At 71.6% G+C, this 26904-nt stretch carries 28 protein-coding genes; 12 read left to right on the plus strand and 16 right to left on the minus strand.

Annotation, left to right across the window (positions count from 1 at the left end; genetic code table 11):
* Positions 1–110 precede the first annotated feature (110 nt).
* The 8 genes from ACESM1_RS24035 to ACESM1_RS24070 are packed head-to-tail and all read right to left on the minus strand — an operon-like array spanning position 111 to position 8195.
* A complete protein-coding gene (locus tag ACESM1_RS24035; RefSeq protein ID WP_372623758.1) occupies positions 111–1280 on the minus strand; it encodes a Gfo/Idh/MocA family protein in 1170 nt (389 codons plus the stop codon).
* Complete coding sequence (locus ACESM1_RS24040; protein WP_372623759.1) at positions 1277–2332, minus strand: sugar phosphate isomerase/epimerase family protein; 1056 nt, start codon at positions 2330–2332, stop codon at positions 1277–1279. Before ACESM1_RS24040 ends, ACESM1_RS24035 begins: the two co-directional genes overlap by 4 nt.
* The gene (locus ACESM1_RS24045; RefSeq protein WP_372623760.1) at positions 2329–3183 is read right to left on the minus strand and encodes a sugar phosphate isomerase/epimerase family protein; all 855 of its coding nucleotides are present in this window, start codon (positions 3181–3183) and stop codon (positions 2329–2331) included. The genes ACESM1_RS24040 and ACESM1_RS24045 overlap by 4 nt, the downstream gene beginning before the upstream one ends.
* Positions 3180–4025, minus strand: coding sequence for a TauD/TfdA dioxygenase family protein (locus ACESM1_RS24050; protein ID WP_372623761.1), 846 nt, complete (start codon positions 4023–4025; stop codon positions 3180–3182). The genes ACESM1_RS24045 and ACESM1_RS24050 overlap by 4 nt, the downstream gene beginning before the upstream one ends.
* 14 nt (positions 4026–4039) lie before the next feature.
* A complete protein-coding gene (locus ACESM1_RS24055; RefSeq protein ID WP_372623762.1) occupies positions 4040–5074 on the minus strand; it encodes an aldo/keto reductase in 1035 nt (344 codons plus the stop codon).
* On the minus strand, positions 5071–5904 hold the full coding sequence (locus ACESM1_RS24060) for a carbohydrate ABC transporter permease (protein WP_372623763.1): 834 nt from the start codon (positions 5902–5904) through the stop codon (positions 5071–5073). The genes ACESM1_RS24055 and ACESM1_RS24060 overlap by 4 nt, the downstream gene beginning before the upstream one ends.
* Positions 5894–6835, minus strand: a complete 942-nt coding sequence (locus tag ACESM1_RS24065) for a carbohydrate ABC transporter permease (protein ID WP_372623764.1) — start codon at positions 6833–6835, stop codon at positions 5894–5896. The genes ACESM1_RS24060 and ACESM1_RS24065 overlap by 11 nt, the downstream gene beginning before the upstream one ends.
* Before the next feature lie 10 nt (positions 6836–6845).
* Positions 6846–8195: an ABC transporter substrate-binding protein gene (locus ACESM1_RS24070; protein ID WP_372623765.1), complete on the minus strand. Its 1350-nt coding sequence runs from the start codon at positions 8193–8195 to the stop codon at positions 6846–6848.
* Positions 8196–8350: 155 nt separating this feature from the next.
* Between ACESM1_RS24070 and ACESM1_RS24075 the strand changes: the two genes are divergently transcribed.
* Together ACESM1_RS24075 and ACESM1_RS24080 are read left to right on the plus strand one after the other, a co-directional pair.
* The gene (locus ACESM1_RS24075; RefSeq protein ID WP_372623767.1) at positions 8351–9094 is read left to right on the plus strand and encodes an SDR family NAD(P)-dependent oxidoreductase; all 744 of its coding nucleotides are present in this window, start codon (positions 8351–8353) and stop codon (positions 9092–9094) included.
* Between the two features lie 40 nt (positions 9095–9134).
* Complete coding sequence (locus ACESM1_RS24080) at positions 9135–10049, plus strand: LysR family transcriptional regulator (protein ID WP_372623768.1); 915 nt, start codon at positions 9135–9137, stop codon at positions 10047–10049.
* Here ACESM1_RS24080 and ACESM1_RS24085 read toward each other — a convergent pair whose 3' ends face one another.
* The 4 genes from ACESM1_RS24085 to ACESM1_RS24100 are packed head-to-tail and all read right to left on the minus strand — an operon-like array spanning position 10050 to position 13671.
* The gene (locus ACESM1_RS24085; protein ID WP_372623769.1) at positions 10050–11075 is read right to left on the minus strand and encodes a tagatose 1,6-diphosphate aldolase; all 1026 of its coding nucleotides are present in this window, start codon (positions 11073–11075) and stop codon (positions 10050–10052) included.
* Positions 11072–11974 (minus strand): PfkB family carbohydrate kinase, encoded by a 903-nt coding sequence (locus ACESM1_RS24090; RefSeq protein ID WP_372623770.1) that lies wholly within the window; start codon positions 11972–11974, stop codon positions 11072–11074. Before ACESM1_RS24090 ends, ACESM1_RS24085 begins: the two co-directional genes overlap by 4 nt.
* Positions 11971–12933: an alcohol dehydrogenase catalytic domain-containing protein gene (locus ACESM1_RS24095; protein ID WP_372623771.1), complete on the minus strand. Its 963-nt coding sequence runs from the start codon at positions 12931–12933 to the stop codon at positions 11971–11973. The genes ACESM1_RS24090 and ACESM1_RS24095 overlap by 4 nt, the downstream gene beginning before the upstream one ends.
* Positions 12934–12936: 3 nt before the next feature.
* A complete protein-coding gene (locus tag ACESM1_RS24100) occupies positions 12937–13671 on the minus strand; it encodes an SDR family NAD(P)-dependent oxidoreductase (RefSeq protein ID WP_372623772.1) in 735 nt (244 codons plus the stop codon).
* Positions 13672–13805: 134 nt separating this feature from the next.
* Between ACESM1_RS24100 and ACESM1_RS24105 the strand changes: the two genes are divergently transcribed.
* Genes ACESM1_RS24105 through ACESM1_RS24115 form a run of 3 tightly spaced genes read left to right on the plus strand, consistent with a single transcriptional unit; the run spans position 13806 to position 16236 of the window.
* On the plus strand, positions 13806–14966 hold the full coding sequence (locus ACESM1_RS24105) for a UxaA family hydrolase (protein ID WP_372623773.1): 1161 nt from the start codon (positions 13806–13808) through the stop codon (positions 14964–14966).
* Positions 14966–15259: a UxaA family hydrolase gene (locus tag ACESM1_RS24110; RefSeq protein ID WP_372623774.1), complete on the plus strand. Its 294-nt coding sequence runs from the start codon at positions 14966–14968 to the stop codon at positions 15257–15259. Before ACESM1_RS24105 ends, ACESM1_RS24110 begins: the two co-directional genes overlap by 1 nt.
* A gap of 2 nt (positions 15260–15261) precedes the next feature.
* Positions 15262–16236, plus strand: coding sequence for a Bug family tripartite tricarboxylate transporter substrate binding protein (locus tag ACESM1_RS24115; protein ID WP_372623775.1), 975 nt, complete (start codon positions 15262–15264; stop codon positions 16234–16236).
* 21 nt (positions 16237–16257) lie between these two features.
* On the opposite strand, the gene ACESM1_RS24120 is transcribed toward ACESM1_RS24115, so the two are convergent.
* On the minus strand, positions 16258–16896 hold the full coding sequence (locus ACESM1_RS24120; protein WP_372623776.1) for a LolA family protein: 639 nt from the start codon (positions 16894–16896) through the stop codon (positions 16258–16260).
* A gap of 167 nt (positions 16897–17063) precedes the next feature.
* On the opposite strand from ACESM1_RS24120, the gene ACESM1_RS24125 reads away from it, so the two are divergent.
* Positions 17064–17336 (plus strand): hypothetical protein, encoded by a 273-nt coding sequence (locus tag ACESM1_RS24125; protein WP_372623777.1) that lies wholly within the window; start codon positions 17064–17066, stop codon positions 17334–17336.
* Between the two features lie 7 nt (positions 17337–17343).
* Here ACESM1_RS24125 and ACESM1_RS24130 read toward each other — a convergent pair whose 3' ends face one another.
* Positions 17344–17961 carry a hypothetical protein gene (locus tag ACESM1_RS24130; protein ID WP_372623778.1) on the minus strand — a complete coding sequence of 206 codons (618 nt, stop codon included), beginning with the start codon at positions 17959–17961 and terminating at the stop codon, positions 17344–17346.
* A gap of 165 nt (positions 17962–18126) precedes the next feature.
* On the opposite strand from ACESM1_RS24130, the gene ACESM1_RS24135 reads away from it, so the two are divergent.
* Both ACESM1_RS24135 and ACESM1_RS24140 read left to right on the plus strand, forming a co-directional pair.
* Positions 18127–18342, plus strand: coding sequence for a DUF4170 domain-containing protein (locus tag ACESM1_RS24135; RefSeq protein ID WP_372623779.1), 216 nt, complete (start codon positions 18127–18129; stop codon positions 18340–18342).
* Between the two features lie 177 nt (positions 18343–18519).
* Positions 18520–19518: a lipid A deacylase LpxR family protein gene (locus ACESM1_RS24140; RefSeq protein WP_372623780.1), complete on the plus strand. Its 999-nt coding sequence runs from the start codon at positions 18520–18522 to the stop codon at positions 19516–19518.
* Between the two features lie 126 nt (positions 19519–19644).
* Here ACESM1_RS24140 and ACESM1_RS24145 read toward each other — a convergent pair whose 3' ends face one another.
* Positions 19645–20868, minus strand: a complete 1224-nt coding sequence (locus tag ACESM1_RS24145; RefSeq protein ID WP_372623781.1) for an MFS transporter — start codon at positions 20866–20868, stop codon at positions 19645–19647.
* A gap of 110 nt (positions 20869–20978) precedes the next feature.
* On the opposite strand from ACESM1_RS24145, the gene ACESM1_RS24150 reads away from it, so the two are divergent.
* Complete coding sequence (locus ACESM1_RS24150; RefSeq protein ID WP_372623782.1) at positions 20979–21677, plus strand: metalloregulator ArsR/SmtB family transcription factor; 699 nt, start codon at positions 20979–20981, stop codon at positions 21675–21677.
* Between the two features lie 47 nt (positions 21678–21724).
* The gene (locus tag ACESM1_RS24155) at positions 21725–22171 is read left to right on the plus strand and encodes a hypothetical protein (RefSeq protein ID WP_372623783.1); all 447 of its coding nucleotides are present in this window, start codon (positions 21725–21727) and stop codon (positions 22169–22171) included.
* 81 nt (positions 22172–22252) lie between these two features.
* On the opposite strand, the gene ACESM1_RS24160 is transcribed toward ACESM1_RS24155, so the two are convergent.
* Positions 22253–23185, minus strand: a complete 933-nt coding sequence (locus tag ACESM1_RS24160; protein WP_372623784.1) for a Gfo/Idh/MocA family protein — start codon at positions 23183–23185, stop codon at positions 22253–22255.
* Positions 23186–23323: 138 nt separating this feature from the next.
* Here ACESM1_RS24160 and secD point away from each other — a divergent pair, with 138 nt between their 5' ends.
* Positions 23324–25888, plus strand: coding sequence for a protein translocase subunit SecD (gene secD, locus ACESM1_RS24165; protein ID WP_372623785.1), 2565 nt, complete (start codon positions 23324–23326; stop codon positions 25886–25888).
* Positions 25885–26892, plus strand: a complete 1008-nt coding sequence (locus tag ACESM1_RS24170) for a tripartite tricarboxylate transporter substrate-binding protein (protein ID WP_372623786.1) — start codon at positions 25885–25887, stop codon at positions 26890–26892. The genes secD and ACESM1_RS24170 overlap by 4 nt, the downstream gene beginning before the upstream one ends.
* Positions 26893–26904 lie beyond the last annotated feature (12 nt).

Consider the following 26904-nt stretch of genomic DNA (forward strand, 5'->3'; position numbering starts at 1 on the left):
CATGCCTGTCGGCCTCCTCGCCGACAGACAGCTTGAATCAGATCCGCCCCGCGCCGGGGAATCCCCTTCGATTCATTCAGCTCGGAAACCGCTCTAGCGCGCCTGCACCGTCACACGAGCCGCGTCCATGCGCCGGATGCGGCCTCCGAGGCCAGGCAGGCGGCGACGAAGCGCAGGCCGGCGAGGCCATCGGCGGCATTCGGGGCGGTGGTCGCCAGCGGATCGGGCGCGCAGCCGAGCCGCCGCGCCGCCGCCTGTTCCGCGAAATCCGAGTAGAGATTCGCAAAGGCCTCGTGCAGGCCCTCCGGATGGCCGGTGCGGCGGAAGCGCGTGGCATGGGTGGCGGCCGGCGACAGCGTCGGGTGGCCGCGGGAGAGCAGCATTGGAAAGCCCTCGATCGGGCAGAGTCGCAGCTCGTTGTGCGCAGCATGCCGCCATTCCAGATGGCCCTCGGCGCCGATGACGCGGAGCAGGATATGGTTCTCCACCCCGGCCGCGCCCTGGCAGAGCGTCATCGCGCCCCGCGCGCCGCCAGCGAGGCGGAAGCGGAGCTGCGCGTAATCGTGCACCCTGCGGCCGGGCATCAGCGCACCGACCTCCGCGCTGACTTCCGCAAAGGGCACGCCGCAGACATAGGCGGCGAGGTGGTGCGCATGCGTGCCGATGTCGCCCAGCACCAGCGACGGCCCGCTTCGCGCGGGATCCAGCCGCCAGCGTTTGGCGGCATCCGGCCCGCCCTCCACGAAAGCCGCGAGGCCGGAGCCGAGATATTCCACCTGCACCGCGCGCAGCGCGCCAATGCGTCCCGCCGCGACCAGCGCGCGTGCCTCGCGGATCATCGGGTAGCCGGAATAGGCGTGGGTGACGCAGAAGGCGATGCCGCGCGCCGTGGATGCCGCGACCAGTTCCTCCGCTTCCGCAACGCTGTTGGTCATCGGCTTGTCGAGCATCACGTCAAGACCGGCGCCGACCGCAGCCAGCGCGAATGGATGATGCGTGTCGTTCGGGCTGACGATCGCCACCGCCTCAATGCCGTCGGGCCGCACCGCCTCGCGCGCGATCATCTCGGGTACCGAGGCATAGCTGCGAGACGGCTCGATGCCGTATTCGGCCGCGGCGGCCGCTCCGCGCGCGGCCTCGCGCGAGAGCGCGCCCGCGACCACGATGAAGCGCCGATCCATCAGCGCCGCGCGCAGATGCACCTGGCCGATCATCGAGGGCGACGCGCCGCCGATGAAGCCCAGCCGCAGCGGACGACCGAGGCGCTCGAACGCCGTCATGGCTCGATGCCGAGGATGCGATGCGCGGCGGCGCGGTCCACCGGCCGGCGCAAGGCGGCGTCGAAGGGCTTCGCGGTGGTCTCGATCATGTGCCGCGCAATAAAGGGCGCGCCCTCGCGCGCGCCGTCCTCCTTGCGCTTCAGGCAGCACTCCCATTCCAGCACGGCCCAGCCCTCGTAGCCGGCAGCGGCGAGGCGGGAAAAGACGCCGCGGAAATCCACCTGCCCGTCGCCGAGCGAGCGGAACCGTGCCGGCCGCTGCGCCCAATCCTGGAAGCCACCATAGACGCCGCTGCGCGCGCTGCGCACGAATTCCGCATCCTTGACGTGGAAGGCGGCGATCCGGTCGGCGTAGAGCTCGATGAAGCCGAGATAGTCCATGTGCTGCAGCAGCATGTGGCTCGGGTCGTAGAGGATACGCGCGCGGCGATGGCCATCCACCAGCTCCAGGAAGCGGTCGAAGGTGGCGCCGTCGTGCAGGTCCTCGCCGGGGTGCAGCTCGAAACAGATGTCCACGCCGGCCTTTTCGGCGTGGTCCAGCACCGGCTTCCAGCGTCGTGCGAGTTCGTCGAACGCCGCCTCGACCAGTCCGGGCGGCGGTGGCGGCCAGGGGTAGAAGTAGGGCCAGACGAAGGCGCCGGAGAAGGTGGCGACGCGTTGCAGCCCGAGCCGCGCCGCCGCCTCGATCGCCAGCCGGAGCTGCCGCCCGGCCCAGACCGCGCGTGCGGTCGCGTCGCCGCGCACGGCGGGTGCAGCGAAGACGTCGGAGATCTCCGAGAAGGCAGGGTTCACGGCGGTGAGCTGGCCGGCGCGATGCGCGGCGAGCTCGGCGATCTCCACGCCAAGATCCGCTAGGCGCGCGCGGTAGTCGCGGCAATAGCCATCGTCGGTGGCGGCGCGTTCGAGGTCGATCAGGCGCGGGTCGTGCACTGGGATCTGCACGCCGGCATAGCCGAGGCCCGCGAGCCAGCCGACCACGCCCTCCAGGCTGTCAAAGGGGGCGGCGTCGCCCATGAACTGGCTCAGCATCACGCCGGGGCCGCGCATCGTCATCGTCCTTCCAGGGCATCGCGCAGGCGTGCGCAGGCCGCGCGCGCCACCGCATCCGCATCGGTGTAGGTCGCGCGCCAGACGCAGAGATGGGCCGCGACCGCCGGGTCGAGGATCGCGGCGGAGAAGGCCTCGAAGCCGACCGGCCCGGTGTAGCCCGCGCAGCGCGCGGCGGCCGCCACCCCCGCCACGTCCACATTGCCGGTGCCGAGGGGGCCGCGATGGCTCTCGGAGAATTCGAGGAAGCCGAGGCGCGATCCGGCGCGCAGCACGGCGGCGGCCGTGTCCGTCTCCTCGATCAGCATGTGGTGCGTGTCGAGATGGACCATCAGGTTGCGGGCGCCGGTTTCGCCGATCAGGTCCAGCGCATCCTGCGCCGTATTGAGCAATGCGTTCTCGAATCTGTTCACGCATTCCAGCGTGATCCGCAGCCCCGACGCCGCAGCGAGCTCTGCCGCGCGCGCCAGCGCCGCCACCGCATGCGCGCGGCCGCGCGGCGAAACCGGTCCCTTCGCCTTGCCCCATGCCGCGTGCGGAATGCCGTCGAGCTGCACCGCGCCGAGGTCGCGCGCCAGCCGCACGGCGTCCAGCAGCCGGGCCGCGCCGCTCGCGGCAATGGCGGCATCGTCGCTGGCAGGATCCGCCTCGGGTGGGTGGTTGGTGTTGCAGATGATGCGCAGGCCGGCGGCCGCGCAGCGGCGCACGACGTCCCTCGCATCCACTTCGGCCGGATCGCGCGCCGGCACGATCATCATGTCGAAGCCGGACGCCGCCGCCCGCTCAATTGCGCGCGGGGCATCGGCGCGCGTCCAGCGCGGAATGAAGACCAGCGGATGGACGCAGAGTGGGTTCAATGCAGCGGCGAGCCCTCGATGGTGATGCGGTGCATCAGGCGGCGCTGGCCATGGTAGTCGTTCACTGCGCAATGCCAGGTGCTGCGGTTGTCCCACAGCGCGATGGAGCCATTGCGCCAGCGGAAGCGGCAGGTGAATTCCGGCCGCTGGCCGTGACGGTAGAGGAAGCCGAGCAGCGCCTCGCTCTCCTCCCTCGTCCAGCCCTCGATGCCGACGGTGAAGTTGGAATTCACGTAGAGCGCCTTGCGGCCGGTGTCGGGATGGCGGATCACCACCGGATGTACGGCGTCCTGCGTCGCCGCGTCGGGGTTGTGCAGGCGGCCCTTGAGATCGGTGTCGTGGTAGCGCGCCTCCGGGCCGAAGATGTGGCGGCTGGAATGGACCGCGCGGAGGCCCTCCAGCGTGCGTTTCAGGCCGTCCGACAGCGCGTCGTACGCGGCGTACATGCTGGCGAACATGGTGTCGCCGCCATGGTCCGGCACGTCGCGCGCCACCAGCATGGAGCCGAGTGCCGGCACCTCGTCATAGCTGTGGTCGGTGTGCCAGGTCTCGCCGATGTTCTTCTTCTGCTCGGGTTCCTTGCGCACCTCGGCAATCTCCGGATGGCCGGGAACGGCGGTGAAGAAGCGGTTGACGTTGATCGGCCCGAATCGCCGCGCGAAGGCGACGTGCTGCTCGGGCGTGATCGCCTGGTCGCGGAAGAAGATCACGCTGCGATCGTGGAAAGCCTGGCGGATTTCCGCGAACAACGCCTCGTCCATGGGTCGGGAGACGTCCACGCCCTGGATCTCCGCGCCAAGCGCGCCGGCGATAGGGGCGATTTCGATGTGGCTGTTGCGCATGGCTCCTGTCTCCTTCAGCCCGGGGTGGGCGCGGCGGGGTCGAGCAGGCCTTCCTGGCGCAGCTCCACCCAGAGATCGGCCGGGATGGCGCGGCGAAGATGGGCGGCGTTCTGTGCGACTTCCTGCGGCGAGAGCGCACCGGGGATGACACTGGCGACAGCAGGGTGCGCGAGGGGGAACTGCAGCGCTGCCGCTGGAAGCGGGACGCCATGCCGTGCGCAGACAGCCTCGATCCGGCGCGCCCGATCGAGCAGCATGGGCGGCGCCGGCGCGTAGTCATACCAGGCGCCATTCCGCACCGGGCCTGCGAGGATGCCGGAGTTGAACGGGCCGCCGAGGATGATGCTCATGCCCCGCTGCGTGCAATAGGGCAGCAGCTCGGCCAGTGCGCCCTGCTCCAGCAGCGTGTAGCGGCCGGCGAGCAGCATGCAGTCGAAATCACCGGCGCGGGCGAAACGCAGGCACATATCCGACTCGTTCAGCCCGCAGCCGATGGCGCCGATCACGCCGGCGCGGCGAAGCTCGTCCAGCGCACGATAGCCGCTGTCCATCACTGTGCGGAAGCGGTCCTCCAGCATCGCGCGATCGCGGATGGTCCAGAAGTCCACGTCATGCACCAGCAGCACATCCAGCCGGGCAATGCCGAGGCGGAGGCAGGATTGCTCGACCGAGCGCATGATGCCGTCATAGGTATAGTCGAAGCGCGGCGCGAAGCCCGGCAGGCCGCCCTGGCGCAGCCCCTCCGGCGGCGGCTCGCCTGGCGCAAGGGCGCGCAACACGCGACCGACCTTGGTGGAGAGGACGAAATCCCCGCGGGGCCTCTCGCGCAGCGCAGCGCCGACGCGCAGCTCGCTGCGGCCATAGCCGTAGAAGGGCGAGGTGTCGAACAGGCGCACGCCCTGCTCCCAGGCCGCATCTACCACCGCAATCGCGTCGCGGTCCGGCAGGGTGGCGCGGAAGCCGCCAATCGGCGCAGCGCCGAACCCGAGCGCCGTCACTTCCAGCGTCGTGCGGCCGAGGCGGCGGCGCTGCGTGGGATCGAAGCTCATCCCTTCACCGCGCCGCCGGTCAGGCCGTGGACCAGGTACTTCCGTACCAGCAGCGAGAAGACCAGCACCGGCAGCATCACCATGGTGCCGCCGGCGGCGATGCGGCCCCACTCCCAGCCTTCGTAGTTCATGAAGTTCACCACCGCGACGGGCGCGGTCATCGCCTCCGTCCGCGTCAGGATGAGAGCGAAGAAGAAGTCGTTCCAGGCGAAGAGGAAGCAGAGGATGGCAGTCGCCGCCAGTCCGGGCGCAGAGAGCGGCAGGATGATCCGTGCAAAACCCTGCGCCGTCGTTGCCCCGTCTATCCAGGCCGCCTCCTCCAGTGCGCGCGGCAACTGGTCGAAGAAGGGTCGCATCATCCAGATGACGAGCGAGAGGTTGAAGGTCATGTAGATGATGACCAGGCCGGTGCGCGTATCCATCAGCTCCAGGTGGCGGTAGGCCAGGAAGTAGGGAATGGTGAAGGCGATCGGCGGCGCCATGCGCGACGCCAGGATCCAAAGGCTGATCGAGCCTGCGATCCGCGCCTGCCAGCGCGAGAGCGCATAAGCCGCCGGCACGCCGATCAGCAACGGCACGATGGTGGAGGCCACGGCGACAACCAAGCTGTTGATGAAGCTTTGCCGGAAGCCGCTGGTCCACAGCGCCTCGTAGTTCTCCAGCGTCGGCGTGAAGATGATCAGCGGCGGGAAGGTGAAGACCTGCGCATTGGTCTTGAACGACATCAGCAGCAGCCAGAGGAAGGGCGCCATCACCAGCAGCGCCAGCACCGAGGCCAGCGCCTGGATGAATCGCCGTTCGCGCGCGAGGGCGGTCGATCTAGTCGCCATGCTGCCCCCAGCCCACCAGGCGGATGATCGCCCAGCTCATCAGCACGCTGGCGGTCAGCAGAACCACCGTGATGGCGCTGGAATAGCCGAGGAAGGAGAAGTTGAAGGCCTGCAGGAAGGAATAGTAGTTCGTCACCTCCGTCACGCTGCCGGGCCCGCCTTCCGTCAGAATGAAGATCAGCGGGAAGGCCTTGATGCTGTCGATCAGCCGGAACAGCCCGGCCACCAGCAGCACGCCCTTGAGGAAGGGCAGCGTCACATGCCAGGTCATCTGCCACGCGGAGGCGCCATCAACCTTCGCCGCGTCGATCAGTTCCTGCGGCATCATCTGCAACGCCGCGAGCGTCATCAGCATGGTGAAGGGGAACCACTGCCACGTGTCGGCGATGATGATCGCCGTCAGCGCCCAGTCGGGATGCGTGATCAGCGCCGGCATGGTGATGCCGAACAGCGAGATCCCCCAATGCATCGGGCTGATGTCGGGCGTATAGATCACCTTCCAGATGATCGCGACAACGATCGGCGGCAGCACCATCGGGATGAGGAAGACGGTGCGCAGCGCTTCCAGGAAACGGCTGCGCATGTTCAGCAGCAGCGCGAAGCCGAAGCCGATCAGCAGTTGCAGCAGCACGGTCCAGAAGGAGAGCTTTGCCTGCACCCACAGCGAATTCACCAACCGCGAATCCGCCGGCATCTGGCGGTAGTTCTCGAAGGGCTGCGCGAAGTTCCAGGCAGTCTCAGGCCGCGTCAGGTCGAGCGGCGTGAAGCTGGTGACGAGCAGGTAGATTGCCGGCGCCAGCGTGATCACCGCCAGCACCGCCAGCGATGGCGTGACGCAGAGTGCGAAGAAGCGGTCACGCGAACGGTTAAGCCCGCCGCGCGACGCCACCCGCGTGGCAGGCGCCGGCAGCGCCTGCGCGGCACCCGACATGCGCGCCGCCCTAGTTCGCGTCCACCGTAACGCCGGCGCGTTGCAGCACCTGCACCGCATCCTGTTGCGCTTGCCGCATGGACGCCTCGGCATCCTGCTGGCGCGTCGCGATGCGGGCGATGCCGCGGTTGATGGTGTCGCCCACCTGCGGGAAGACCGGCACGGTGCGGTATTTCATGTAGCCGGACCGCCCGCCGAGCTCGAGCACCTGGAGATAGAGCGAGGCCACGTCCTGACCGTTCAGCGTCAGCGCGTTCCTGAAGGCCTCACCGGTGATGACGCTGCGGCGGCAGACGCTGGGATAGCCGCGCGTCTCGACGATGCGGTTCAGCATCTCCTTCGATAGCGCCCACTTGATGAACTCCCACGCCAGCTCCTTGCGGCGCGAGCCGGCCGGGATGCCAAGGCCGTGGCTGTTGGATCCCGGGAAGTTGCCCGCCGGGCCGCCGGGCATCAGCGCATAGCGCACCGTGTCCTTCACCGTGCTGTCGGCGTGCTTGGCCAGCGGCACCAGCCAGGTGATGGCCTGGGTTCGAAAATTGGCACGGCCGGCGATCTGGGTGCGCATCGCCTGGTCATCCGAGAAGGACAATCCGCCGGAGGGAGCATATTTCGACAGCAGCCCCGCATACCAGGCCGCGGCGCGCGCTGCCTCCGGCGTGCCGAGCATCGGCGTAAGATTACCCGGCGGATCCTTGAACACCTTGCCGCCATGGCCCATCAGGTAGGGGATCCAGTTCCAGTGGTGCAGCTGGTCGGCGACGAAGGCGGACATGTTCTCCTTGCCGTGCACGGCCTCGCAGGCGGCGACCAGCTCGTCGAACGTGGTCGGCATCGCCTTGCCCGCGCGGTCGAGCAGGTCCGCGCGGCTCGCCGCCATCAGCATGGCGCCCGCTTCCCAGGCGAAGCCGAAGGTGTTGCCTTGCGCATCCTGCATCGCAGACTGTGCGCCGGAGACGAAATCCGCAGCATCCCACTCCGCGGGCGTACGGTTGCGGTCGTTGACGAAGTCGCTGAGGTTCGTCAGCCAGCCGGCACCGATCCAGCGGCCGGAGTAGATGAAGGTCACGTTGATAACGTCGAGCGCGCTGCCGCGCGTCGAAAGCTCCAGGTCGGTGCGCTGGTTGTAGACCGGGAAGGCCTGGGTGTTGAAGTTCAGCTTCGCGCCGGTGCGTTCCTCGAATTCCGGAAAGAAGGCGCGGAGGTATTCGAAGAAGGTGCTCTGGAAGGCTGCACCGTTCAACGTCTGCCCCGCGAAAGGCCTCGACTGGCCGACCACCGGCGGCGCAGCCAAAGTTCCGAGGCCGAGCGCGCCGGCGCCCAGCATGAGATGACGACGGCCGAGATGCGGCTGGCGCATGGCTTCCTCCCGAGTGGCCGCGGCCATCGCCGGACCAGCCGGGGGCGCGGAACCTTATACGCGGACGGTATCGGGCGGCACGCCGATGCGTCAAGGAATTCGCGGGCCGAGGCCATCCTGTCCTAAGCTGCCCCGAGCAATGGGAGGGTCGTGGCGTGACGAAGCAGGAATCGCTGAAGGGCAAGGTCGCTGTTGTCACGGGCGCAGGCCGCGGCATCGGTGCGGCAATCGCCGAGGCGCTGGCCGCCGCCGGCGCCACCGTCGCCTGCGCCGCGCGCAGCCTGGCAGAGGTCGAGGCCGTCGCAGCGCGGATCGGCACCGCCGGCGGGCTCGCATTCGCGCTCCGCGCCGATGTCGCGGAAGCCGGCCAGGTCGCTGCGCTGTATGCGGAGACGCTGCGGCGCGCCGGCGGGCTGGACCTGCTCTTCGTCAATGCCGGCGTCAGCCTGGACCAGCGGCCGGTCGAGGCCAGCGATCCGGACGCCTTCGAAACCACCATGCGCGTGAACCTGTTCGGTGCCTATCACTGCGCACGCCTTGCCATTCCGCATCTGCGCGCGCGCGGCGGCGGGCGGATCGTGATGACCGGCTCCGGCATGGGCCACAGCAGCCTGCATGGGCACGCTGCCTATTCCTGTTCCAAGGCCGGAGTGTGGATGCTGGTGCGAATCCTGGCCGACGAGTTGCGCGCCGACGGCATCGCAGTGAACGAACTGGTGCCCGGCCCCGTGCAGACGGCGATGACCGGCGTGCCACAGCGCACCGGATCGGTGGTCAACAATCCGGTCGAGTGGCTGAAGCAGCCGGAGGACGTGGTGCCGCTGGCGATGTTCCTCGCCACCCATCCCGCGCCCGGCCCGACCGGCCAAAGCTTCAGCCTGATGCGCCGTACCTTCTGAGGCTATCACCGGCAGGCCATACTGCTGCAGTATGGCCCGCATGGATCTCCGCCGCCTCCGCCTGTTCGTCGCGGTCGCCGAATCGGGCGGCGTCGGGCGGGCTGCCAGGCGGCTCGGCATGGCGCAGCCGCCGCTCACGGTGCAGATCCGCCGGCTGGAGGAGGAGGTCGGCACGCCGCTGTTCCAGCGCGGACCGCGCGGCATGACGCCGACCGAGGCCGGAGAGGCCTTCCTGCTGCGCGCGCGCGAATCCCTCTCGCTGGCCGAGGAGGCCGCCGAGGCGGCACGCGCCGTCGCCGCCGGGCGGCGCGGCCGGCTCTCGGTAGGTTTCATGCTCGTGCTGTCGTACGCGCTGCTGCCGCGCCTCGTGCCGGCCCTGCGCGCCGCGCTGCCAGACCTTGAGCTCGACCTCATCGAGATGACGGCCGCGACGCGCAAGACGTTGCTGCTGGAGCGCGGCGTTTCGGTCGGGCTCTGCATCCCGCCGCTGCAACATCCGGAAGTCGAGGCCGAGGTGCTGGCCCGCGTGCCGCTCGTGCTGGCCATGCCGGCGCGCGATCCGCTCGCGCGGTTGTCCGAGGTGCCGGTGGAGCGGTTGCGCGGGCGTCCGCTCATCGGGCTGCCGCGGGTGCCGCGCGAGCGCGACGCCTCCGCCGTCTCGCATGCCTTGCTGCGGCGCCTCGGGCTGTCCGGGCAGCTGCGGCAGACGGTGGAGACTGTGCCGGCGGCCCTGGCGCTGGTGCGGGCTGGCGAGGGCTTGGCGGTAGTCCCGGCGCCGGCCGCGATCAGCCGCCCGCCCGGCGTGATCGTGCGCCCCTTCGCCGAAGGCGGCGAGAGTGTCGAACTTGCCGCGTGCTGGCGACGCGGCACGCCACGCCCGCTGCTGGCGCGCTTTCTCGCGGCGACACGCCCTGTCGTCGCCGCGGCGGCGCGCGAAGGCTGGCGCCTGCCGTGATCAGCCGGGTTCCGCGTAGCCTTCGGGAAAGCGGCCTTCCTCGACATCGGGCTCGACCAGCCCACCGAAGACCGGGTGTGCGTGCCACGCCGTCGCGGCGGCGTCGGTCAGGGAGTTCAGTGCCTCGAGGTTGCGGCGGCTCTCGGTGGCCAGCTCGCGATCCATCGAGTCGAAATCGGGGAAGTGCGCGAAGGCATCCGCCCAGATGGCACGACCAGCAAGGTAGCCCGAGGCACCGGCGCGGCAGGCAAAGCGCATGCTGCGCAGGAAGTCCGCCGCGCCGGCGCCGGCCGAGAGCATCACCCAGGGCCGCGGCAGCATCGCCGCCATGCGGTCGTACGCCGCCTGCAAGCCTGTGGCCTGCGGGCCGTCCGGGTCTGGAACCGCGCCGATCGGGCCGGGCGGTTCCAGCTTGAAGATGTCCACGCCATAGGCGGGATCGGTGAAGGGGCGGATGCTCTCGATCACCAGCTCCTCGCGCCGCGCCTCCATCGCCGCCGGGTCCTCGCCCGGCAACGGATACACCAGCACCTCCAGCAGATGGGTGATGTCATGCGCTCGGCACGCCTCGCCGGCGGCGCGGACGAAGGCTTCCTGGTGCGCGCGGATCTCCGGCGCGGAATCGTGGCGGTACCAGACCAGCACCTTCACTGCATCGCCGCCGAGGCGCCGGATGCGGCCGACGGACCAATGCGGGATCGGGCGCGACTTGCGGCCCAGCGGCGTGCTCTCCACCGCCGCGTGCTCGTAGGAGACGATCAGCCCGGTCCGCGGCGGGATCTCCGCGATGGCGCGCGGATAGGCGTGGAAGGGATCGAGCAGCGCGGCGGAGGCGAGCGGCGCGAGGTGCCGCGCCAGCAGCTGCTTCACGCGCGCGACATCCTCGAAGGGCGGCTCCGCAACGCCGCGCGCCTTCGCAATCGGGCCGAAGAGCGGCGTGCGCTGGTCGATCGCCAGCATCTTCCAGCGGCCGGCGCCGTCGGCGAGGCGCCGCATGCCCCACAGCTTGCCTGGCGAGATCCTCATGCCCAGCCCTCCCGCAACAGCGCCTCGACCGCGTCACGATCGGGCATGCCATCCCATCCCTCGCCGTTCGCCGCCTTCAGCGCGGCCGCGGCGGTGGCGAAGCGCGCCGCCTCCGGCACGGTCATCCGCTCGGCGAGCGCCAGCGCATAGGCGCCGTGGAACACATCGCCGCAGCCGGTGGTGTCGCGCGCGGCGACGCGCGGCGCTGGTACGCGCAAGGCAGCGCCATCGCGCCACCACAGGCTGCCGCGCTCGCCGAGCGTGACCGCGACCGTGGCGTCGAGCCGCGGCGCGACGCGGGCGAGGCCGGCCTCGGCATCCGGCGTACCGGCGAACTCGGCCAGGCCTCGTTCGGAGAAGACGACGTGATCGGCCAGCTTCGCCAGCCGCGCGAGCACGCCATCGGGGCTGGTTTCGGCATCGAGCACGCGCGGCAGGCCACGCGCGGCGGCGAGCGCAAAGAGCCGCTCCGCCCCGCTGATCCAGCGCGGATCGGCCAGCACGGCACCGGCTCCGTCGAGCCAGTGGGGCTCGACCGGCGCATCCTCCGGCAGACCGGCGCCAGGAAACACGGCAAGGATGCGCTCGCCCTTCGGGTCCACCAGGATGCCGGCGGTCGGCGACTGCCCGCCCTCGGCGAGCGTCGCACCGCGCGTGTCCACCCCATGCGCGGCGAGCTTCGCCATCAGAGTGGCGCCGACGGCGTCGCGGCCAAGCCGGCCGCACCAGGCTGCGCTGCCGCCGAGATGCGCGACGGCGACCGCCGCCGTCGCCGCCATGCCGCCACCCACCTCGCGGAAGCCGCGCGCGATGAACTTGCCGGGCTGGTCGGGCAGCGCGGTCAGCTCATAGGCCCGGTCCAATGCCGCCATGCCGGAACAGACGATCCGGGGCCTCATGGCACGAAGATCGGCTTCAGCAACGCACCACGCTGGAAGGCGGCGAACAGGTCCGGCAGTTCATCGAAGCCCCCCTCGGCATCCACCATTCTTTCGTAATCCTCGCGCTGCGCCCGTAGCGCCCGGATGTTCGCCGCGTGGTCGCCGATGGGGAAGTAGAACGAGCGCAACAGATAGAAGTCCTTGCGGCGGATCGCCTTGTTCTCGGTGATGGTCCAGACGTCGCTTTCGCCGAGCTGCAGGATCGCGCCCATCGGCGCGACGACCTTGAAGGCGAGCTGGCGCGCCGGATCCTTGCCGCTGGCCTCGATCACCAGGTCGAAGCGGCGCCGCGACGCCTCGGCGGCATCCAGCCGCTCGGCGCCCAGCGAGGCGGCGAAGCGTGCGCGATGCTCGCCGAGTTCGACGACGAAGATCGGTCCGCAGCCCATGCCGCGCAGCGCCAGCAGCGCGCCGAGCCCGATCGGCCCCGCGCCGAGCAGCAGTGCCGCGCCATGCGGCACGATACGCCGCGCCAGGCGCAAGCCATGCGAGGTGGTGCCGATCGCATCCAGCAGCAGCGGCGCGAGGCGATCGGGGATGTCGTCCGGCACCGGCAGCAGGCATTGCTCCGGCACGGCCAGCGCTTCCGCATAGCCGCCGTCGCGCTGCCAGCCCATCAGGTCCGTCGCGTTGCGGCAGTACTGCGTCGCGCCGGCGGTGCAGTCGTCGCAACGGCCGCAGAAGACCGGGATGTAGACCAGCGCGCGACGGCCGTGCCAGGCATGCCCGGGCTGCTCGACGCGGCCGAGGATCTCGTGCCCGGGCGTCACTGGCCAGCCCTGGCGCAGCGGCCGAAGATCGCTGCCGCATAGCGCGCAGGCGGCGACGCGCAGCAGCACTTCGCCGCCGCCGGGCCGCGGCTGCGGCACCTCCTCGATGACGATGCGTCCTTCGCCCTGGAATCGCGCCGCCTTCACCGGTCACCCCGCGACATAGCCGCCATCCACCGGAATGGTGACGCCGTTGATCAGCCGCGCCGCGGGGGAGGCAAGGAACACCGCGGTGCCGGCCAACTCCTCCGGCTCCGACCAGCGCTTCGTCGGCAGGCGCTGCATGACCTTCTCATTGAAGGCCGGCTCCTCGCGGCCGCGGCGGCTGATCTCGGTGCGGATCCAGCCAGGCGCGATGGCGTTCACGCGGATGCCATCCTCCGCATAGGCGAGCGCCAGCGACTTCGTCAGCCCCACCACCGCGGTCTTGGCGGAGGCATAGGCCGGGATCATCGCCGCGCCGAAGTAGGAATACACCGAGCCGATGTTGATCAGGCAGCCTTGCGTCCGCGCGAGATGCGGGCGGAAGGCGGTGGCCAGGCGCAGGTTGCCTGTCAGGTGGATGTCCACGATCTCCGCGAAGACCTCCGGCTGGTGTTCCTCGTGCCGGATCAGCCGCCCTGCGCAGTGGATCAGCACATCCAGCCGCTCGATGCGCCCGGCGAGGTCGCGCACCGCCGCGTCGTCGCGCACGTCGAGCACCTCGTAGCGGAAGGGCGTGCCGGCCGGCGGCGGCTTCAGGTCGGCGATGATCGGCGTGGCGCCGCAGGCCGCGAAGGCGTTCGCGAAGGCCATGCCGATGCCGCCGGCGCCGCCGCTGATCAGCACGACCTTGCCGGCCACGGCGAAATCCGGCGCTGCGGCCGCGGCGCTGGTGTCGATCATCTCTGGCGTTCCCTTGGCGTCGCCCGTCGCGGGGGGCGAGGGAAGTGGGACACGGCCAGGCGCTTTCGGCAAGCGGCCGCCGGTTGACCGCGGCGTCGGCAAGCGTCACCGTACGCGCAAAGCGGAGGACGTCCATGGCGCCAGAATTCGCCGGCTATCTGCGCCCCGACGGCTCGGCCGGCGTGCGCAACTCTGTGCTGGTGCTGTCCATCCTCGGGCTGACCGGCGCCTCCGCGCGGCGCATCGCGCGGCAGGTGCCCGGCACCACATTGGTCACGCTGCAGGTCGGGCGCGGGCAGTTCGGCGAGGACCGGGCGATGATGCGCCGCATGCTCGCGGGGCTCGGGCGCAACGCCAACGCCGCCGCGGTGCTGCTGGTCGGCGCCGACCGCCTTAGGCTCGACGCCGTGGCGGAGCAGATCGCGCCCACCGGCAAGCCGGTCGAGACCGTCGCGCTGGATGATTGCCACGAGGACAACCTGGCCTTGTCCGAGCGCGGCGTGCGGGTCGCGGCGAAGCTTGTGCGCGATGCCTCGCGCGCGCGGCGGCAGCGCCTGCCGGCCTCGCTGCTGCGCCTCGGCATCGAATGCGGCCATACCGATGCGACCAGCGGCATCGCCGCCAACCCGATCGTCGGGCGCGTAGCGGACCGGCTGGTGGATGCCGGCGGCGCGGCGGTGTTCGGCGAGACGATGGAATGGCTCGGCGCCGAGCATGTCCTCGCCGCCCGCGCAGCGACGCCCGAGATCGGCGAGCGGATCGTCGGCGCGGTGCTGAACCGCGAGCGCTGGGCGGCCGCCTCCGGCGAGGACCTCACCGGCAACAATCCGGGCCAGGAGAACATCCGCGGCGGGCTTTCCAGCATCGAGGAGAAGTCGCTCGGCGCCATCGCCAAGGGCGGCTCGCGCCCGGTGCAGGGCGTGGTGCCGCACGCCGCGCCGCTGCCGGGGCCGGGGCTCTGGGTGATGGAGGGGCCGTCCTTCTCGCCGCCCTCGATCACCGGCTTCGTCGCCGCCGGCGCGCAGATGGTGATCTTCACCACCGGCGCCGGCAATTCCTATTCCGACGTGCTGGCGCCGACCGTGAAGGTCACCGCCAATCCCGCGACCGCGCGACGCCTGACCTCGCAGATCGACTTCGACGCCTCCGCGGTGCTCGATGGCACGCGCGAGCCGGAAGAGGCGGCGGAGGCGCTGTTCGCGCAGCTCCTCGACCATGCCTCGGGAACGCGCACCTGGGGCGAGGTGCTCGACGAGGGCGAATACGCCTTCGCGCGGCTGGGGGCGGATTTCTGATGCGACGCTGGGTCCTGCTGGTCCTCAAGCCCGAGGACGATGTCGCCACCGCGCTGACCGACCTGCCCGCCGGCGAGGCTGCCGCGCGCGTCGGCGAGCGCATCGAGACGCTGCAGCTGCCAGCGGCGGTGCCGCTCGGCCACAAGGTCGCACGCCGCGCCATCGCGCGCGGCGAGGCGATCCGCAAATACGGCGCGCCGATCGGCGAGGCGACGGAGGACATCGCCGCCGGCGCGCATGTGCATGTCCACAACCTGCGCAGCCTGCGTGCGCGGAAGACCGGGGGAGGATGAGAATGTCACGACTGCACCGCCGTGCCCTGCTTGGCGCCGCCACGCTGCTGGCGCTGCCGCGCCTGGCCCATGCCTGGCCTGACCGCTCGATCAGGCTGATCGTGCCCTTCGCGCCGGGCGGCGGCACCGACACCACCGCGCGCATCGTCGCGCAGGCGCTGACGGAGCGGCTCGGGCAGTCCGTCGTGGTGGAGAACCGCGCCGGCGCGGGCGGTGCCATCGGCATGGCGCAGGCGGCGCAGGCGGCGCCGGATGGCTACACGCTGGTGATGGGCCATGTCGCCACCCATGTCGTGAACATGGCCGTGCAGCGGAACCCGGGCTACGACACGGCGCGGGACTTCGTCGCTCTCGGCATCACCTCGACCGCCGCGAACATCCTGGTGGTGAACCCGAACCGGCAGTCCGGCATCAACACCCTGCAGGATTTCGTCGCCGCCTGCCGCGCGAAGCCGGACGAGCTTTCCTATGGCACCGCTGGCGTCGGCTCGCCGGCGCACATCACCACCGCGCTGTTCCTGCGCACCGCCGATGTGAAGGCGCAGCACGTGCCGTATCGTGGCGGCGCGCCGGCGACCACCGACTTGGTGGCGGGCAATCTCGACTTCATGTTCTCCGGCGCCTCGGACTGCATCCCGCACATCCGTGCCGGGCGGCTGCGCGGCATCGCGGCGGCCAGCTCGAAGCGCCTGTCGGGCGCGCCGCAGATCCCGACCGTGGCCGAGAGCGGCTATCCCGACTTCGCCTTCGAGATCTGGCACACCCTCTCCGCGCGCCGCGGCACGCCGCCCGAGGTCCTGGCGAAGCTGCGCGAGGCGACGCATGCGGCCCTGACCAGCCCGCAGGTGATCGAGCGGATCACCGCCATGGGCGTGGACGCGACGCCGACGACCGGCGAGGCAGCGCAGCAACGCGTGGACCGCGAGCTGGCACGCTGGGTGCCGATGATCCGCGCGGCGGGGATCACCGCGGATTGAGGCGGACGCGCCCGGCCTTCTTCAGCGACGCGCGCCTTCCTGTTCCAGGAAGCGCGGGTCGTTGAAGTCGAACAGCTTCGGATCGGGCCGGATCGTCGTATCCACCTCGTAGAGCGTCACCCGCGTCTCCCGCCCCTGCGCATCCACCACGGTCCATTGGCGGAGCTGCATCGGGTCCTCCTGGAAGGTCAGCGTCAGCCGTCCCTCCGCGGGCGCGTCGGTGCGTTGCAGCGTGACATGCAGGAAGCCGCCGCGGCGCTCCATGCCGACCACCGTGATGTCGCCCGACAGCCGGATGCGCTCGCGCAGCAGCACGCCGAGCGGCGTTGAGCTGGCCGGCACCGTGCTCGGCTGGCGCAATTCACGGTCATACATCATCACTTGGCCACCCGAGGCGACCAGCAGCAGCGGCTCCGGCGGGTCGTAGTCGAAGCGCATCCGGCCCGGCCGCCAGATCCAGGCGGTGCCCTGGGCCGATGCGCCGTTCTGCGCCACCTGCAGGAAACGCGCCCGAAGCGTGGTCAGCGCGTTCAGATAGGCCTCCACACGCGCCAGGGTGGCGGCGTCGGGCGCCTGTGCCAGCGCAGGCACCCCCAGGGTCGGCAGCAGGGGCGCGGCCATGGCGGCAAGGGCGGCGGTCATCATGCGGCGTCGGGTCATGCCACTCAGATGGCGCGGCAGGGTGGCAAGCGGAAGGCAGCGGCGCCGCTCATTCCCCCTGCGGCGTTAACCCCTCCGCTACCTCTCGGCCGGCATGCTGCCGCCGAGCGCCAGCCGGCGCAGCGACCGCCCGAAGACCGGGCGACCATCCCCGACCGAGTCGCGCGATGCCCCTCGACGCCGCCCTGCCTGCCACGCTGCCGGTGGACGCTGCCGAATTCCACGGCGTTGAGCGCCACGTGCTGGTCCGCCACGCACTGGACCAGCTCTCGCCGGAGCTGCGGCGGGCGGTGATCGCGGTGCAACTCGCCGATGCCGGCAGCTTCGTGAACATGGGCATGAATTTCCACCGCGTGACCTGGCGCGCGGTGTGGCGGCTGCCGGGCCTGCCCGAGATCTCCGGCAGCATCGCGCTGTGGAAAGGGGAGATCGTTGCGTGAGGGCGCGTCAGCGCCCGGGCGGGCGGGCCATGCCGGGCGGCATGCCACCTGGCATGCCCTGGGGCACCTGCATGGTCTGGTAGCCCTGCGGGCGCCGGAATCGCGCCGGATCCTGTGCCGCGAACTCCACCCGCGTGGCTTCCATCCCCCCGCTATGGCCCTGGTGGGTGCCCTCGGCGCGCAGCATCACGCCCTCCGCGGTGATGCAGGAGCGACCCTGGCTCTGCCCGTCCTGGTAGACCCAGATGGTGCAGGGCAGGCCGGCGACGGTCGCGTTCCCCTCGCGCCGGAAGGTGGCGTTCGGCGGCAGCCCCTGCGGGCCGCCGGCCTGGCCGACCGGCACATCCATCACCATCCGCATCTGCTCCATCACCATGAAGGCCTTGCCGGCGCGCTGGTCGGCGACCATCCAGCCCATGCCCGGCATGTCGGTGCGCATCAGCCCGGCAGACGCCAGCCAGGCGACCTGCATCGCCTGCGGCGCCCCGGCCGGCATCCCGGCGCCGAGGAAGCGGTAGGTCACGGCCACATCCCGCGTCGGCACGATCGGCGGCCGGTCCTGCGCGAGCACCGGCGCGGCGGCGAGGCTGAGGAGCACGGCAAGGGCGGCGCGACGCATCGTCATGTTGTCCCGGTTGCAGGAAGGGGCGGCACGCTCGCGCGAAGGGCGGGCGCGGTCAAGCCGGCCGCAGCCCTTCCGGGTGCAGGCTCTTGCGCGGTAATACGCGCCGCCGGATCTTCCGCCCGCCGTCGGCGTCGAATGCAGGGCCGGCCAGGATGAGAGGCAGCAATGGACAGGCGCAGGATCTGGGTGGTTTGGGGCGGCGTGTTCACCGACACGAACTTCACCGTGCTCGAACCCGGAACCGAGGAGCTGCACGGCCCCTACCACGACGAGGCGACCGCGCTCCGCGCCTGGCGGGACGAGACGCGCCGGAAAGTGGATATCGCCACCCACCGGCTGTTCGTGATGCAGGCCACCGAGACGGGCCCGGAAGCCCGGTAGCGCCCTGCCCCTGAGATTCGTCCGCTCTGCCGAGGGCCCACCAAGCCACCGGAAACATTGACCAGTGACCGGGAACGGAGGCAGGCGTCGGGGCTCTTCCGGTGGAGCCGACATCGCCCGAGCCGGCACAGCCTGATACACGCATCCGGCGAAACTGCCAGGAGCAGACCCAACCCGATGCGATCCGCCATCCCCGCGCTGCTTGCCGCCGTGCCGCTGCTCGCCCCCCTCCCCGCGCGCGCCCTCTGCGAGCAGGGCTGCGGCCAGTTCGCGGCGGTCTTCGAGAACGACAAGCCCTCCGGCTTCGACCGCGACTACACCAACGGCTTCCTCCTCGCCTGGAGCTCCCCCGCCTACCGGCCGCCCGAATGGCTCGCCCCCCTCACCGGCCCGGCGCTGCGGCTGGTGGTGCCGGGCGACGAGCTCCGCTGGGGCCTCTCCTTCGGCCAGAAGATCTACACGCCGAATGACACCGCTGCCCGCAACCCCGATCGGAGCGACCGGCCCTATGCCGCATGGCTGTTCGGCGCGCTGACGCTGATCTCCTCCAATGAACGCCAGCTCTCGAGCGTGGAGCTGCAGCTCGGCATGGTCGGGCCGTCGGCGCTCGGCGAGCAGGTGCAGAACAACTGGCACGACCTGATCGGCGTGGACCGCACCTTCGGCTGGGATGCGCAGATCGAGGATGAGCCCGGCGTGAACCTGGTGCTGACCCGTCAGCTGCGCCTCAACTGGGAGACGCCGATCGAGGGCCTTTCGGTCGGCATCGTGCCGAGCGCCTCCGCCAGCCTGGGCAACGTCCACACCTATGCCGGCGCCGGCGCGATGCTGCGCATCGGCAATGCCCTGAACGCCGACTTCGGGCCGCCGCGCGTGCGGCCGGTCTCGGGCGGGTCGGTGTTCTACGACCCACCGGAGAATGGCGGCTTCGGCTGGTACGCCTTCATCGGCGTCGAGGGCCGCGTCGTCGGGCGCGACATCACGCTCGACGGCAACACCTGGCGCGCCAGCCGGAGCGTGGAGCGGAAATGGGGCGTCGCCGATGCCAGTGCCGGCCTCGCGCTGATGTACGGCGCGGCGCGGGCGACGCTCACCTACACCATCCGTACCGAGGAATTCGCCGCCCAGCGCGACGCCGCGCGCTTCGCCTCCCTGAGCCTGGCCTGGACCTTCTAGTAGTATCCTGTCCCCGAACTTCGCTGCACCTCGGGCGAACGAAGGGGAAGCAGGTCACTGAAAAGGGGACCGACCCGGCATGACCTGCTCTGGGAATGGCTGGTCCGGGTGGGGCCACGACCGGCGTCACGACCCACGCCCGCCCCGCCCCGCCAGCACCGCCACCACCGCCGCAGCCTGGCACACCGCCGCCACCCAGAACATCGCCCCGCCATCCACCTCCCGGAGCAGGCCGAAGGCGGCCGGCGCGAAGGCGTAGCCCGCCTGCCCCACCGCGACGACCAGCGCCACCACCCGCGCCGCGTCGCGATCGGAGAAATCCTGCTGTGCGATCAGCGGCGTCAGCGAGGTGGCGTTGCCCAGCCCCAGCCCGAACAGCGCCACGCCCGCCAGCAGCAGCCACTCCTCGCCGCCGGCCAGCGCCAGCAGCGCCATGCCCGCCACCTGCACCAGGTAGTTGCTGGCCGCCGCCCGCCGCCGGTCCGCCCCCGGCCGCAACAGCCGCGCGATGAGGCTGCGCCCGGCGATGGCGCAGGCGGTCGCCATGCCCATGGCGAACCCCGCCCCCTGCGCCCCCAGCACCGGCGCCAGATGGGACACCAGATGCGCCACCAGACCGATCTGGGCGAACAACCCGAGCGCATTCGCCGCCGCCAGCGTCGCGAAGCGCCGGTCCCGCCACGGCGCACCGCCGAGCGCCGCCACCGGCCGCGACGGCACGACGGACGGCGCATCCGCCGCCAGGCCATCCGGCGCCAGGCCGAGCGCGGCCGGCGTCGCCGCCAGGTAGCGGCCGGAGAGCCACCAAAGCACCGCTACCATCACCGCGCCCACCAGCACCGCCGTCGCGCCGAAGCCGATCCAGCCGATCAGCGCCACCCAGAGCGGCGAGAACACCACGCCGCCGACACTCGCGCCGTTGAAGGCCGCGCCGATCGCCGCCGGGCGGCGCTGCGTGAACCAGGGTGCCACCATCGCGCTGATCGCCGCCGCGCCCATCGTCGCCCAGCCGGCGCCGGAGAACAGCGTCGCCAGGAACAGCTGCCAGGGCTCGGCCGCGAAGGCCCAGCCCAGCAGCCCGGCCGCTGCCAGCACCGCGCCACCCCGCGTCACCGCCGCCACGCCGAAGCGCCGGTGCAGCGCCGCCAGCCGCGCCACCACCGCCGCGCCGGCCAGGAAGTGGCAGGTCACCGCCGCCGAGACCAGCCAGAGCGGCCAGCCCCGCCCCGCCTCCACCGCATGCAGGAACACCGGTGGCCCATAGAAGCCGAAGCCCCAGCCGAACACCGCGACCGCAAAGGCAGCCGCCACCACCCGCCAGCCGAAGAAGCCTTCCCTTGTGCTGCGCACGCCTTCGATCCGCTGCCCCGCCGATCCTGCCAGCCTGACGCGCGCGCCGCATCCCAGGCTTCGGCCCGGGCCGAAGCATGCCGGCCGTTTTACGGCTAGGATGCAGCCCCATGGCCACCAATGCCGCCCTCGCCGAGACCGCCGCGCTGATCGGCGACCCCGCCCGCGCCGCCATGCTCGCCGCCCTGCTCGACGGCCGAGCGCTGACCGCCGGCGAGCTGGCCGCCGCGGCCGGAATCACCCCCCAGACCGCCAGTGCCCATCTCGCCCGCCTCGCCGCCGCCGGCCTGCTGGCGATGGAGAAGCAGGGCCGGCACCGCTACCACCGCCTCGCCACGCCGGCCGTCGCCCGGCTCATCGAGGGGCTGCTTGAGCTCAGCGCCACCCTGCCCCGCCGCATCGTCACCGGCCCGCGCGACGCGGCACTGCGCCAGGCCCGGACCTGCTACGACCACCTCGCCGGCCGGCTCGCGGTGGCGATCGCCGATGCGCTGGTCGCCCGCGGCGCCATCGAGCTCACGCCCGATGGCGGCGCCGTCACGCCGTCGGGCGAGGGCTTCCTCGCCGGCCTCGGCATCGCCGCGGCACCCGCCCGCGGCGGCCGGCTCTACTGCCGGCCCTGCCTCGACTGGTCGGAGCGCCGGCCGCATGTCGCCGGCGTGCTGGGGGCGGCGCTCTGCGCGCGCTGCTTCGAACTCGGCTGGATTCGCCGCCGCGCCGGCAGCCGTGCGCTGGAGATCACCCCGCTCGGCTGGCAGGGCTTCGCCGAGCATTTCGGCATCGCCCCGGAGATGGTCCGCCCGAGCTGACCGCCACGTCTCGGGGATCGCGTCACACCGGGCCGTGTTGACATGCCATGAGCCCGAGCCGATCCCGTTCCAGACGCCTCGGATACAGCCTGGCCGGGCTGCTGACGCTCGGGGGCTGCGAGGTCGGCGAGTATCTGACGGCCAACCGCGCGCCGGAGTTGCTGGTCGGGTTGGCCGCCAACGACCTGCGGCTTTGCGCAGGCCTCCCTGACCGCACGGCCTTCGGCGCTGGCGGCACGGAGTTCTGGTCCTATGAGCGCGCGGTTTCGGTCGGCAGCGGCAACTTTTCCATGCCCCAGATCGGCGTGAGTCTTTCGGGCGGCGAGGAGTGCCGCGCGACGTTTGAGCTGTGGCGCGGCCGCGTCGCACGGGTCGCCTTCACGCGGATGGCGGGCACCCCGACCATCCGCAGCGCCTCCTGCGCGCCGCTGGTCCAGACCTGCGTGGAGCTCGTCCAGGCCGGGCAACTCACCCGAGCGCTGCCGGCACGCTGATACGCGCGGCAGGATGGAATGCCCCGCGGCCCATGCGGCGGGCCATCACGCTGCAGGCGTGACTTCGGCAGGACGGCGCGCTCAGCCGATCGCGGCCTCCACCGCCAGCGCCGCCGCCAGCGCCCGCCGCCCGGCGGCGGCACCCACCTCCGGCGCCAACCCGTCCAGGCAGGCGGCGGCGAATCCGGCCTGCTCGGCCTCCAGGCTGTCATGGTCGGTCCAGCTCATCCGGTCCACGCCATGGCCGGGCATGGTCGCCACCGCCTCCGCGCCGCCCTTCCGCAGCACCGACAGGCTGCGCCCGAGGAAATCCACCGCCATCTCGCCCTCGCGCCCCAGCACCCGGAGCCGCCGTTCCATCGCCAGCGACACGCGGGACGCAGTGATCACCGCCGCCCGGCCGGAGGGGAAGCGAAAGCGCGCCACCGCGAAATCCGGATGGTCGGAGACCACCCGTGCCCCCACCGCCTGCACCTCCGCCGGCTCCTCCCCGGCCAGCGTCAGCACCAGGTCGATGTCGTGGATCATCAGGTCGAGCACCACCGAGACATCCAGGCTGCGCGGCCGGAACGGCGCCGCGCGCACCGCCTCCCAGGACAGCGCGGCGTCGCGGCCCGGCGCGCCGACCACGGCGCGGAAGGCAGCGGAGAAGCGCTCGATATGCCCGACCTGCAGCACACGCCCCCGCGCCGCGGCCAGCGCGGCCAGCGCGTCCGCCTCCGCCAGCGTCGCGGCCAGCGGCTTTTCCATGAACAGGTGCCGACCGGCTTCCAGCACCTGCTCGCCGAGCGCGAAGTGGAAGCGGGTCGGCGCGGCGACGATCACCGCATCCGCCGCCGCGATCGCCGAGTCGAGCGGCAGGGCGGGCGCGCCGGCCTCCGCCGCCACCGTCGCGGCGCGGGCCGGGTCGGCATCGTGCACCCCGACCAGTTCGGTGCGCGCGCCGCGCGCCGCCTTCAGTGCGTGGAAGCGTCCGAAATGCCCTGCCCCCACCACCGCCACGCGCAGCTTCATGTCATCACCTTCCGGGACCGCGGTGTCCCATAGCGTGGGCTTGCATCCCAGGGCACCCCCGCGCATGTTCCGGCCCAAAGGCTGCCCGGGGAGTTCCCGGAAGGCAGCTCCACCCAGGGATCCAGGCTCTCCTCTCCCATGATGTATTTCGCCCGCTGGAAGCAGCTCGCCATCCTCGGCGTCTGCCTCCTCGGCGTCCTGATCTCGGTGCCGAACCTGTTCCCGCGGGACAGCCTGCCGAGCTGGGCCCGCCAGATCAGCCTGGGACTCGACCTGCGCGGCGGCTCCTACCTGCTGCTGGAGGTGGACACCTCGGCGCTGGTGCGCGAACGGCTGGAGGCGCTGGTGGACACCGTCCGCCGCGGCGCCGCCACCGCCAATCCGCGCATCCTCTACACCGGTCTCTCGGCCAACCCGGCCGAGCGCCGCGTCTCGGTCCGCGTCTCCGACCCGGCGCGCGCGGCCGATGTCGCGCGCATCCTGCGCGAGGCGGCGATCACCCTGTCTGCCGGCGCCGGCGCGCAGCAGCCCGATATCGAGATCACCACCGCGCCGGACGGCACCGTCAGCGCCACCCTCACCGAGGTCGCGCTGCGCGCCAAGGCCAGCAACGCGGTGGAGCAATCCATCGAGATCGTGCGCCGCCGCATCGACGAGACGGGCGTGGTCGAGGCGCTGATCGCCCGCCAGGGGCAGAACCGCGTGCTGGTGCAACTGCCCGGCGTCGAGGACCCGGCGCGCATCAAGGACCTGCTCGGCCGCACCGCGCGCATGACCTTCCACCTGCTGGACGAAGGGGCGAACCTGGCCGCGCCGACGCCCCCGCCCGGCACCATGTTCCTGCAATCCGACCGCGGCGAGGAGCGCTTCGCGGTGCGCCGCCGGGTCGAGGTGGACGGCGCCAACCTGACCGATGCGCGCGCCGGCCAGGACAGCCGCACCGGCGAATGGGTGGTCAACTTCACCTTCGATTCCGTAGGCACCCGCCGCTTCGCCGATGTCACGCGGCAGAATGTCGGCCGGCCCTTCGCCATCGTGCTCGACGAGCGGGTGATCACCGCCCCGGTGATCCGCGAGCCGATCACCGGCGGCCGTGGCCAGATCAGCGGCCAGTTCGACGTCCGCGGCGCCAACGACCTGGCCGTGCTGCTGCGCGCCGGCGCACTGCCGGCGCCGCTGACGGTGGTGGAAGAACGCACGGTCGGGCCGGAACTCGGCGCGGACGCGATCCGGGCGGGGATGCTCTCGCTCGCCGCCGGCACGCTCTTCGTCTTCCTCTACATGGGGCTGGCCTACGGCTTCTTCGGCTGGATCGCCAATGTCGCGCTGGTGGCGAACGTCGTCATCATGATCGGCATATTGAGCGTGATGGGCGCGACGCTCACCTTGCCCGGCATCGCCGGCATCGTGCTGACGCTCGGCACCGCGCTCGATGCCAACATCCTGATCAACGAACGTATCCGCGAGGAGGTGAAGGCCGGGCGAAGTCCGATCAACGCCCTGGAGGCCGGCTACACCAAGGCCTCCGGCACGATCATGGACAGCAACCTGACCAACCTGATCGCCATGGCCTGCCTCTACGGCTTCGGCAGCGGCCCGGTGCGCGGCTTCGCGGTGACGGTGGCGGTCGGCACCGTCGTGCAGATGTGGACGGCGACGGTGGTGACGCGGCTGGTCATCGCCTGGTGGTACCGCGCCAAGCGGCCCAAGGAGCTGCCGGTGGTCGAACGGCCCGGCCTCTCGCTGTGGCAGCGCCTCGGCCGCCCGCTGTTCCGCATCGTGCCGGACGGCACGCGCATTCCCTTCATGAAGGGCGCGCGGATCGGCCTGCTGGTCTCGGCGATCATCTCGACCGCCTCCGTCGGCCTGGCCGTCTATCCCGGCCTCGAGCAGGGCATCGACTTCAAGGGCGGCATCGTGATGGAGGTGCGCACGCCGGGCCCGGCCGATCTCGGCCAGCTGCGCGCGGCGGCCTCCGGGCTGAACCTCGGCGATGTCGGCCTGCAGGGATTCGGCGCACCCGATGCCGTGCTGGTGCGCCTGCCGGCGCAGGGCGACGAGGCCGGCACCCAGCGTGCCGTCACCGCGGTGCGCGCGGCGCTGGAACAGGCCGCCCCCGGCACCCGCATCCTGCGTGTGGAGGCGGTGGGCAACCGCGTCTCGGACGAACTGTTCGTCGGCGGCCTGATCGCGCTCGCACTCTCCTTCGGCGCGATGCTGCTCTACATCTGGTTCCGCTTCGAATGGCAGTTCGCCGTCGCCGGCATCGCGACGCTGCTGCTCGACACCACCAAGGTGGTCGGCCTGATGGTGGTGACGGGGATCGAGTTCAACCTGACCACCGTGGCCGCGATCCTCACCATCATCGGCTTCAACGCCAACGACAAGGTGGTGGTGTTCGACCGCATGCGGGAGAACCTGCGCAAATACAAGCAGATGCCGCTGCGCGACCTGGTGGACCTCTCGATCAACGAGACGCTGAACCGCACCATCGGCACCTCGGTGACGCTGCTGCTCTCGGCGCTGCCGCTGGCGCTGTTCGGCGGCGACGCGCTGGAGGGCTTCGCCTGGCTGATGATCGCCGGCATCGTGATCGGCACCGCCTCCTCCACCTTCATCGCCGCGCCGATCGTGCTGTTCACCGGCGCCAAGTCGCTGCGCAGGACCGAGCCCGCGCAGCCGGTCGGGGCGCCGGCGGGATGAAGACGCGCGAAGCCCGGCGCGCCGCGTGGCCTACCGCCGCGGGCGCCGGGCTGTCGCGCGGGCGCCCGCCATTGCCGCGGCGCGCGCTGGCCGGGATCCTCGCCGGCCTGGCGCTGCCGCGCCCCGGCCTTGCCGCCGCGAAAGAGCCGGCGGAGCTGCTGGTGCCCTCGCCGCCCGGCTCGCAGACAGATCGCTGGGCGCGTGGCGTCGCCCCGTTCCTGGAGCGCGCCTGGCCGCGCCAAGCCCTCACGGTGCGCAACCGGCCGGGGCGGGGCGGCCTGCAGGCGGTCGAGGAACTGGCGGCCGGCGGCCCGCGGATCATCGGCGTGCTGACGACGCCGCTGCTGCTCTCCCGCGCGGTGGAGATGGACGCACCCTCGCCCTTCGCCCGCATCGCCACCCTCGCGGCGCTGGTCGAGGAGCCGGTCGTGCTTGTCGGGCCGCCCGGCGGCAGTACCGAGCTCGACAGCCTGCGCGCCGCCGCGCCGGGGGCGCCGATCGGCACGCCGCCGCCCGGCACCGGGGCGCATGTGACCGCGCTGCGGCTCGCCGCGCGGCTCGCTCGCCCGGTGCTGGCCTTCCCGTCCGCGGCGGCGGCCCGTCAGGCGGCCGCGGCGGGGCATGTCGCGGCCGCGGCGCTCACCCTGCCCGACGCGATCGACTACCTGCGCGAGAATCGGCTGGTCGCCCTCGGCATCGCGGCGCGCAGCCGCTCCCCGCTGCTGCCGGAACTGCCGACGCTGCGCGAGGCCGGGCTCGAGTTGCTCGGCTCGACGCGGCGCGGCTTCGCGCTGGCGCCCGATGCGCCGGCGGCGTGGCGCAGCTGGCTCCTGGCCGGGCTCGAAGCGCTGGCAGCCGATCCCGACTTCGCCGCGCATTGTGCCGACTACGGACAGGTTCCACGCTTCCTCGGCTCCGACGCCTGGGGCAACCTGCTCGCACGGCAGGAAGAGGAACTGCGGCGGCGGTGGCTGGACGAACCGTGGCTTCCGCGCCGCACGTGAATCGAAGAACGA

Source organism: Falsiroseomonas sp., assembly GCF_041690465.1.
Lineage (GTDB): Bacteria > Pseudomonadota > Alphaproteobacteria > Acetobacterales > Acetobacteraceae > Falsiroseomonas.

Coding starts and splice junctions, on each gene's coding strand:
- ACESM1_RS24035 (WP_372623758.1), bottom strand. CDS start 1,280: ATGACGGCGTTCGAGCGCCTCGGTCGTCCGCTGCGGCTGGGCTTCATC.
- ACESM1_RS24040 (WP_372623759.1), bottom strand. CDS start 2,332: ATGACGATGCGCGGCCCCGGCGTGATGCTGAGCCAGTTCATGGGCGAC.
- ACESM1_RS24050 (WP_372623761.1), bottom strand. CDS start 4,025: ATGCGCAACAGCCACATCGAAATCGCCCCTATCGCCGGCGCGCTTGGC.
- ACESM1_RS24055 (WP_372623762.1), bottom strand. CDS start 5,074: ATGAGCTTCGATCCCACGCAGCGCCGCCGCCTCGGCCGCACGACGCTG.
- ACESM1_RS24060 (WP_372623763.1), bottom strand. CDS start 5,904: ATGGCGACTAGATCGACCGCCCTCGCGCGCGAACGGCGATTCATCCAG.
- ACESM1_RS24065 (WP_372623764.1), bottom strand. CDS start 6,835: ATGTCGGGTGCCGCGCAGGCGCTGCCGGCGCCTGCCACGCGGGTGGCG.
- ACESM1_RS24070 (WP_372623765.1), bottom strand. CDS start 8,195: ATGCGCCAGCCGCATCTCGGCCGTCGTCATCTCATGCTGGGCGCCGGC.
- ACESM1_RS24080 (WP_372623768.1), top strand. CDS start 9,135: ATGGATCTCCGCCGCCTCCGCCTGTTCGTCGCGGTCGCCGAATCGGGC.
- ACESM1_RS24085 (WP_372623769.1), bottom strand. CDS start 11,075: ATGAGGATCTCGCCAGGCAAGCTGTGGGGCATGCGGCGCCTCGCCGAC.
- ACESM1_RS24090 (WP_372623770.1), bottom strand. CDS start 11,974: ATGAGGCCCCGGATCGTCTGTTCCGGCATGGCGGCATTGGACCGGGCC.
- ACESM1_RS24100 (WP_372623772.1), bottom strand. CDS start 13,671: ATGATCGACACCAGCGCCGCGGCCGCAGCGCCGGATTTCGCCGTGGCC.
- ACESM1_RS24105 (WP_372623773.1), top strand. CDS start 13,806: ATGGCGCCAGAATTCGCCGGCTATCTGCGCCCCGACGGCTCGGCCGGC.
- ACESM1_RS24110 (WP_372623774.1), top strand. CDS start 14,966: ATGCGACGCTGGGTCCTGCTGGTCCTCAAGCCCGAGGACGATGTCGCC.
- ACESM1_RS24115 (WP_372623775.1), top strand. CDS start 15,262: ATGTCACGACTGCACCGCCGTGCCCTGCTTGGCGCCGCCACGCTGCTG.
- ACESM1_RS24120 (WP_372623776.1), bottom strand. CDS start 16,896: ATGACCCGACGCCGCATGATGACCGCCGCCCTTGCCGCCATGGCCGCG.
- ACESM1_RS24125 (WP_372623777.1), top strand. CDS start 17,064: ATGCCCCTCGACGCCGCCCTGCCTGCCACGCTGCCGGTGGACGCTGCC.
- ACESM1_RS24130 (WP_372623778.1), bottom strand. CDS start 17,961: ATGACGATGCGTCGCGCCGCCCTTGCCGTGCTCCTCAGCCTCGCCGCC.
- ACESM1_RS24135 (WP_372623779.1), top strand. CDS start 18,127: ATGGACAGGCGCAGGATCTGGGTGGTTTGGGGCGGCGTGTTCACCGAC.
- ACESM1_RS24140 (WP_372623780.1), top strand. CDS start 18,520: ATGCGATCCGCCATCCCCGCGCTGCTTGCCGCCGTGCCGCTGCTCGCC.
- ACESM1_RS24150 (WP_372623782.1), top strand. CDS start 20,979: ATGGCCACCAATGCCGCCCTCGCCGAGACCGCCGCGCTGATCGGCGAC.
- ACESM1_RS24155 (WP_372623783.1), top strand. CDS start 21,725: ATGAGCCCGAGCCGATCCCGTTCCAGACGCCTCGGATACAGCCTGGCC.
- ACESM1_RS24160 (WP_372623784.1), bottom strand. CDS start 23,185: ATGAAGCTGCGCGTGGCGGTGGTGGGGGCAGGGCATTTCGGACGCTTC.
- secD (WP_372623785.1), top strand. CDS start 23,324: ATGATGTATTTCGCCCGCTGGAAGCAGCTCGCCATCCTCGGCGTCTGC.
- ACESM1_RS24170 (WP_372623786.1), top strand. CDS start 25,885: ATGAAGACGCGCGAAGCCCGGCGCGCCGCGTGGCCTACCGCCGCGGGC.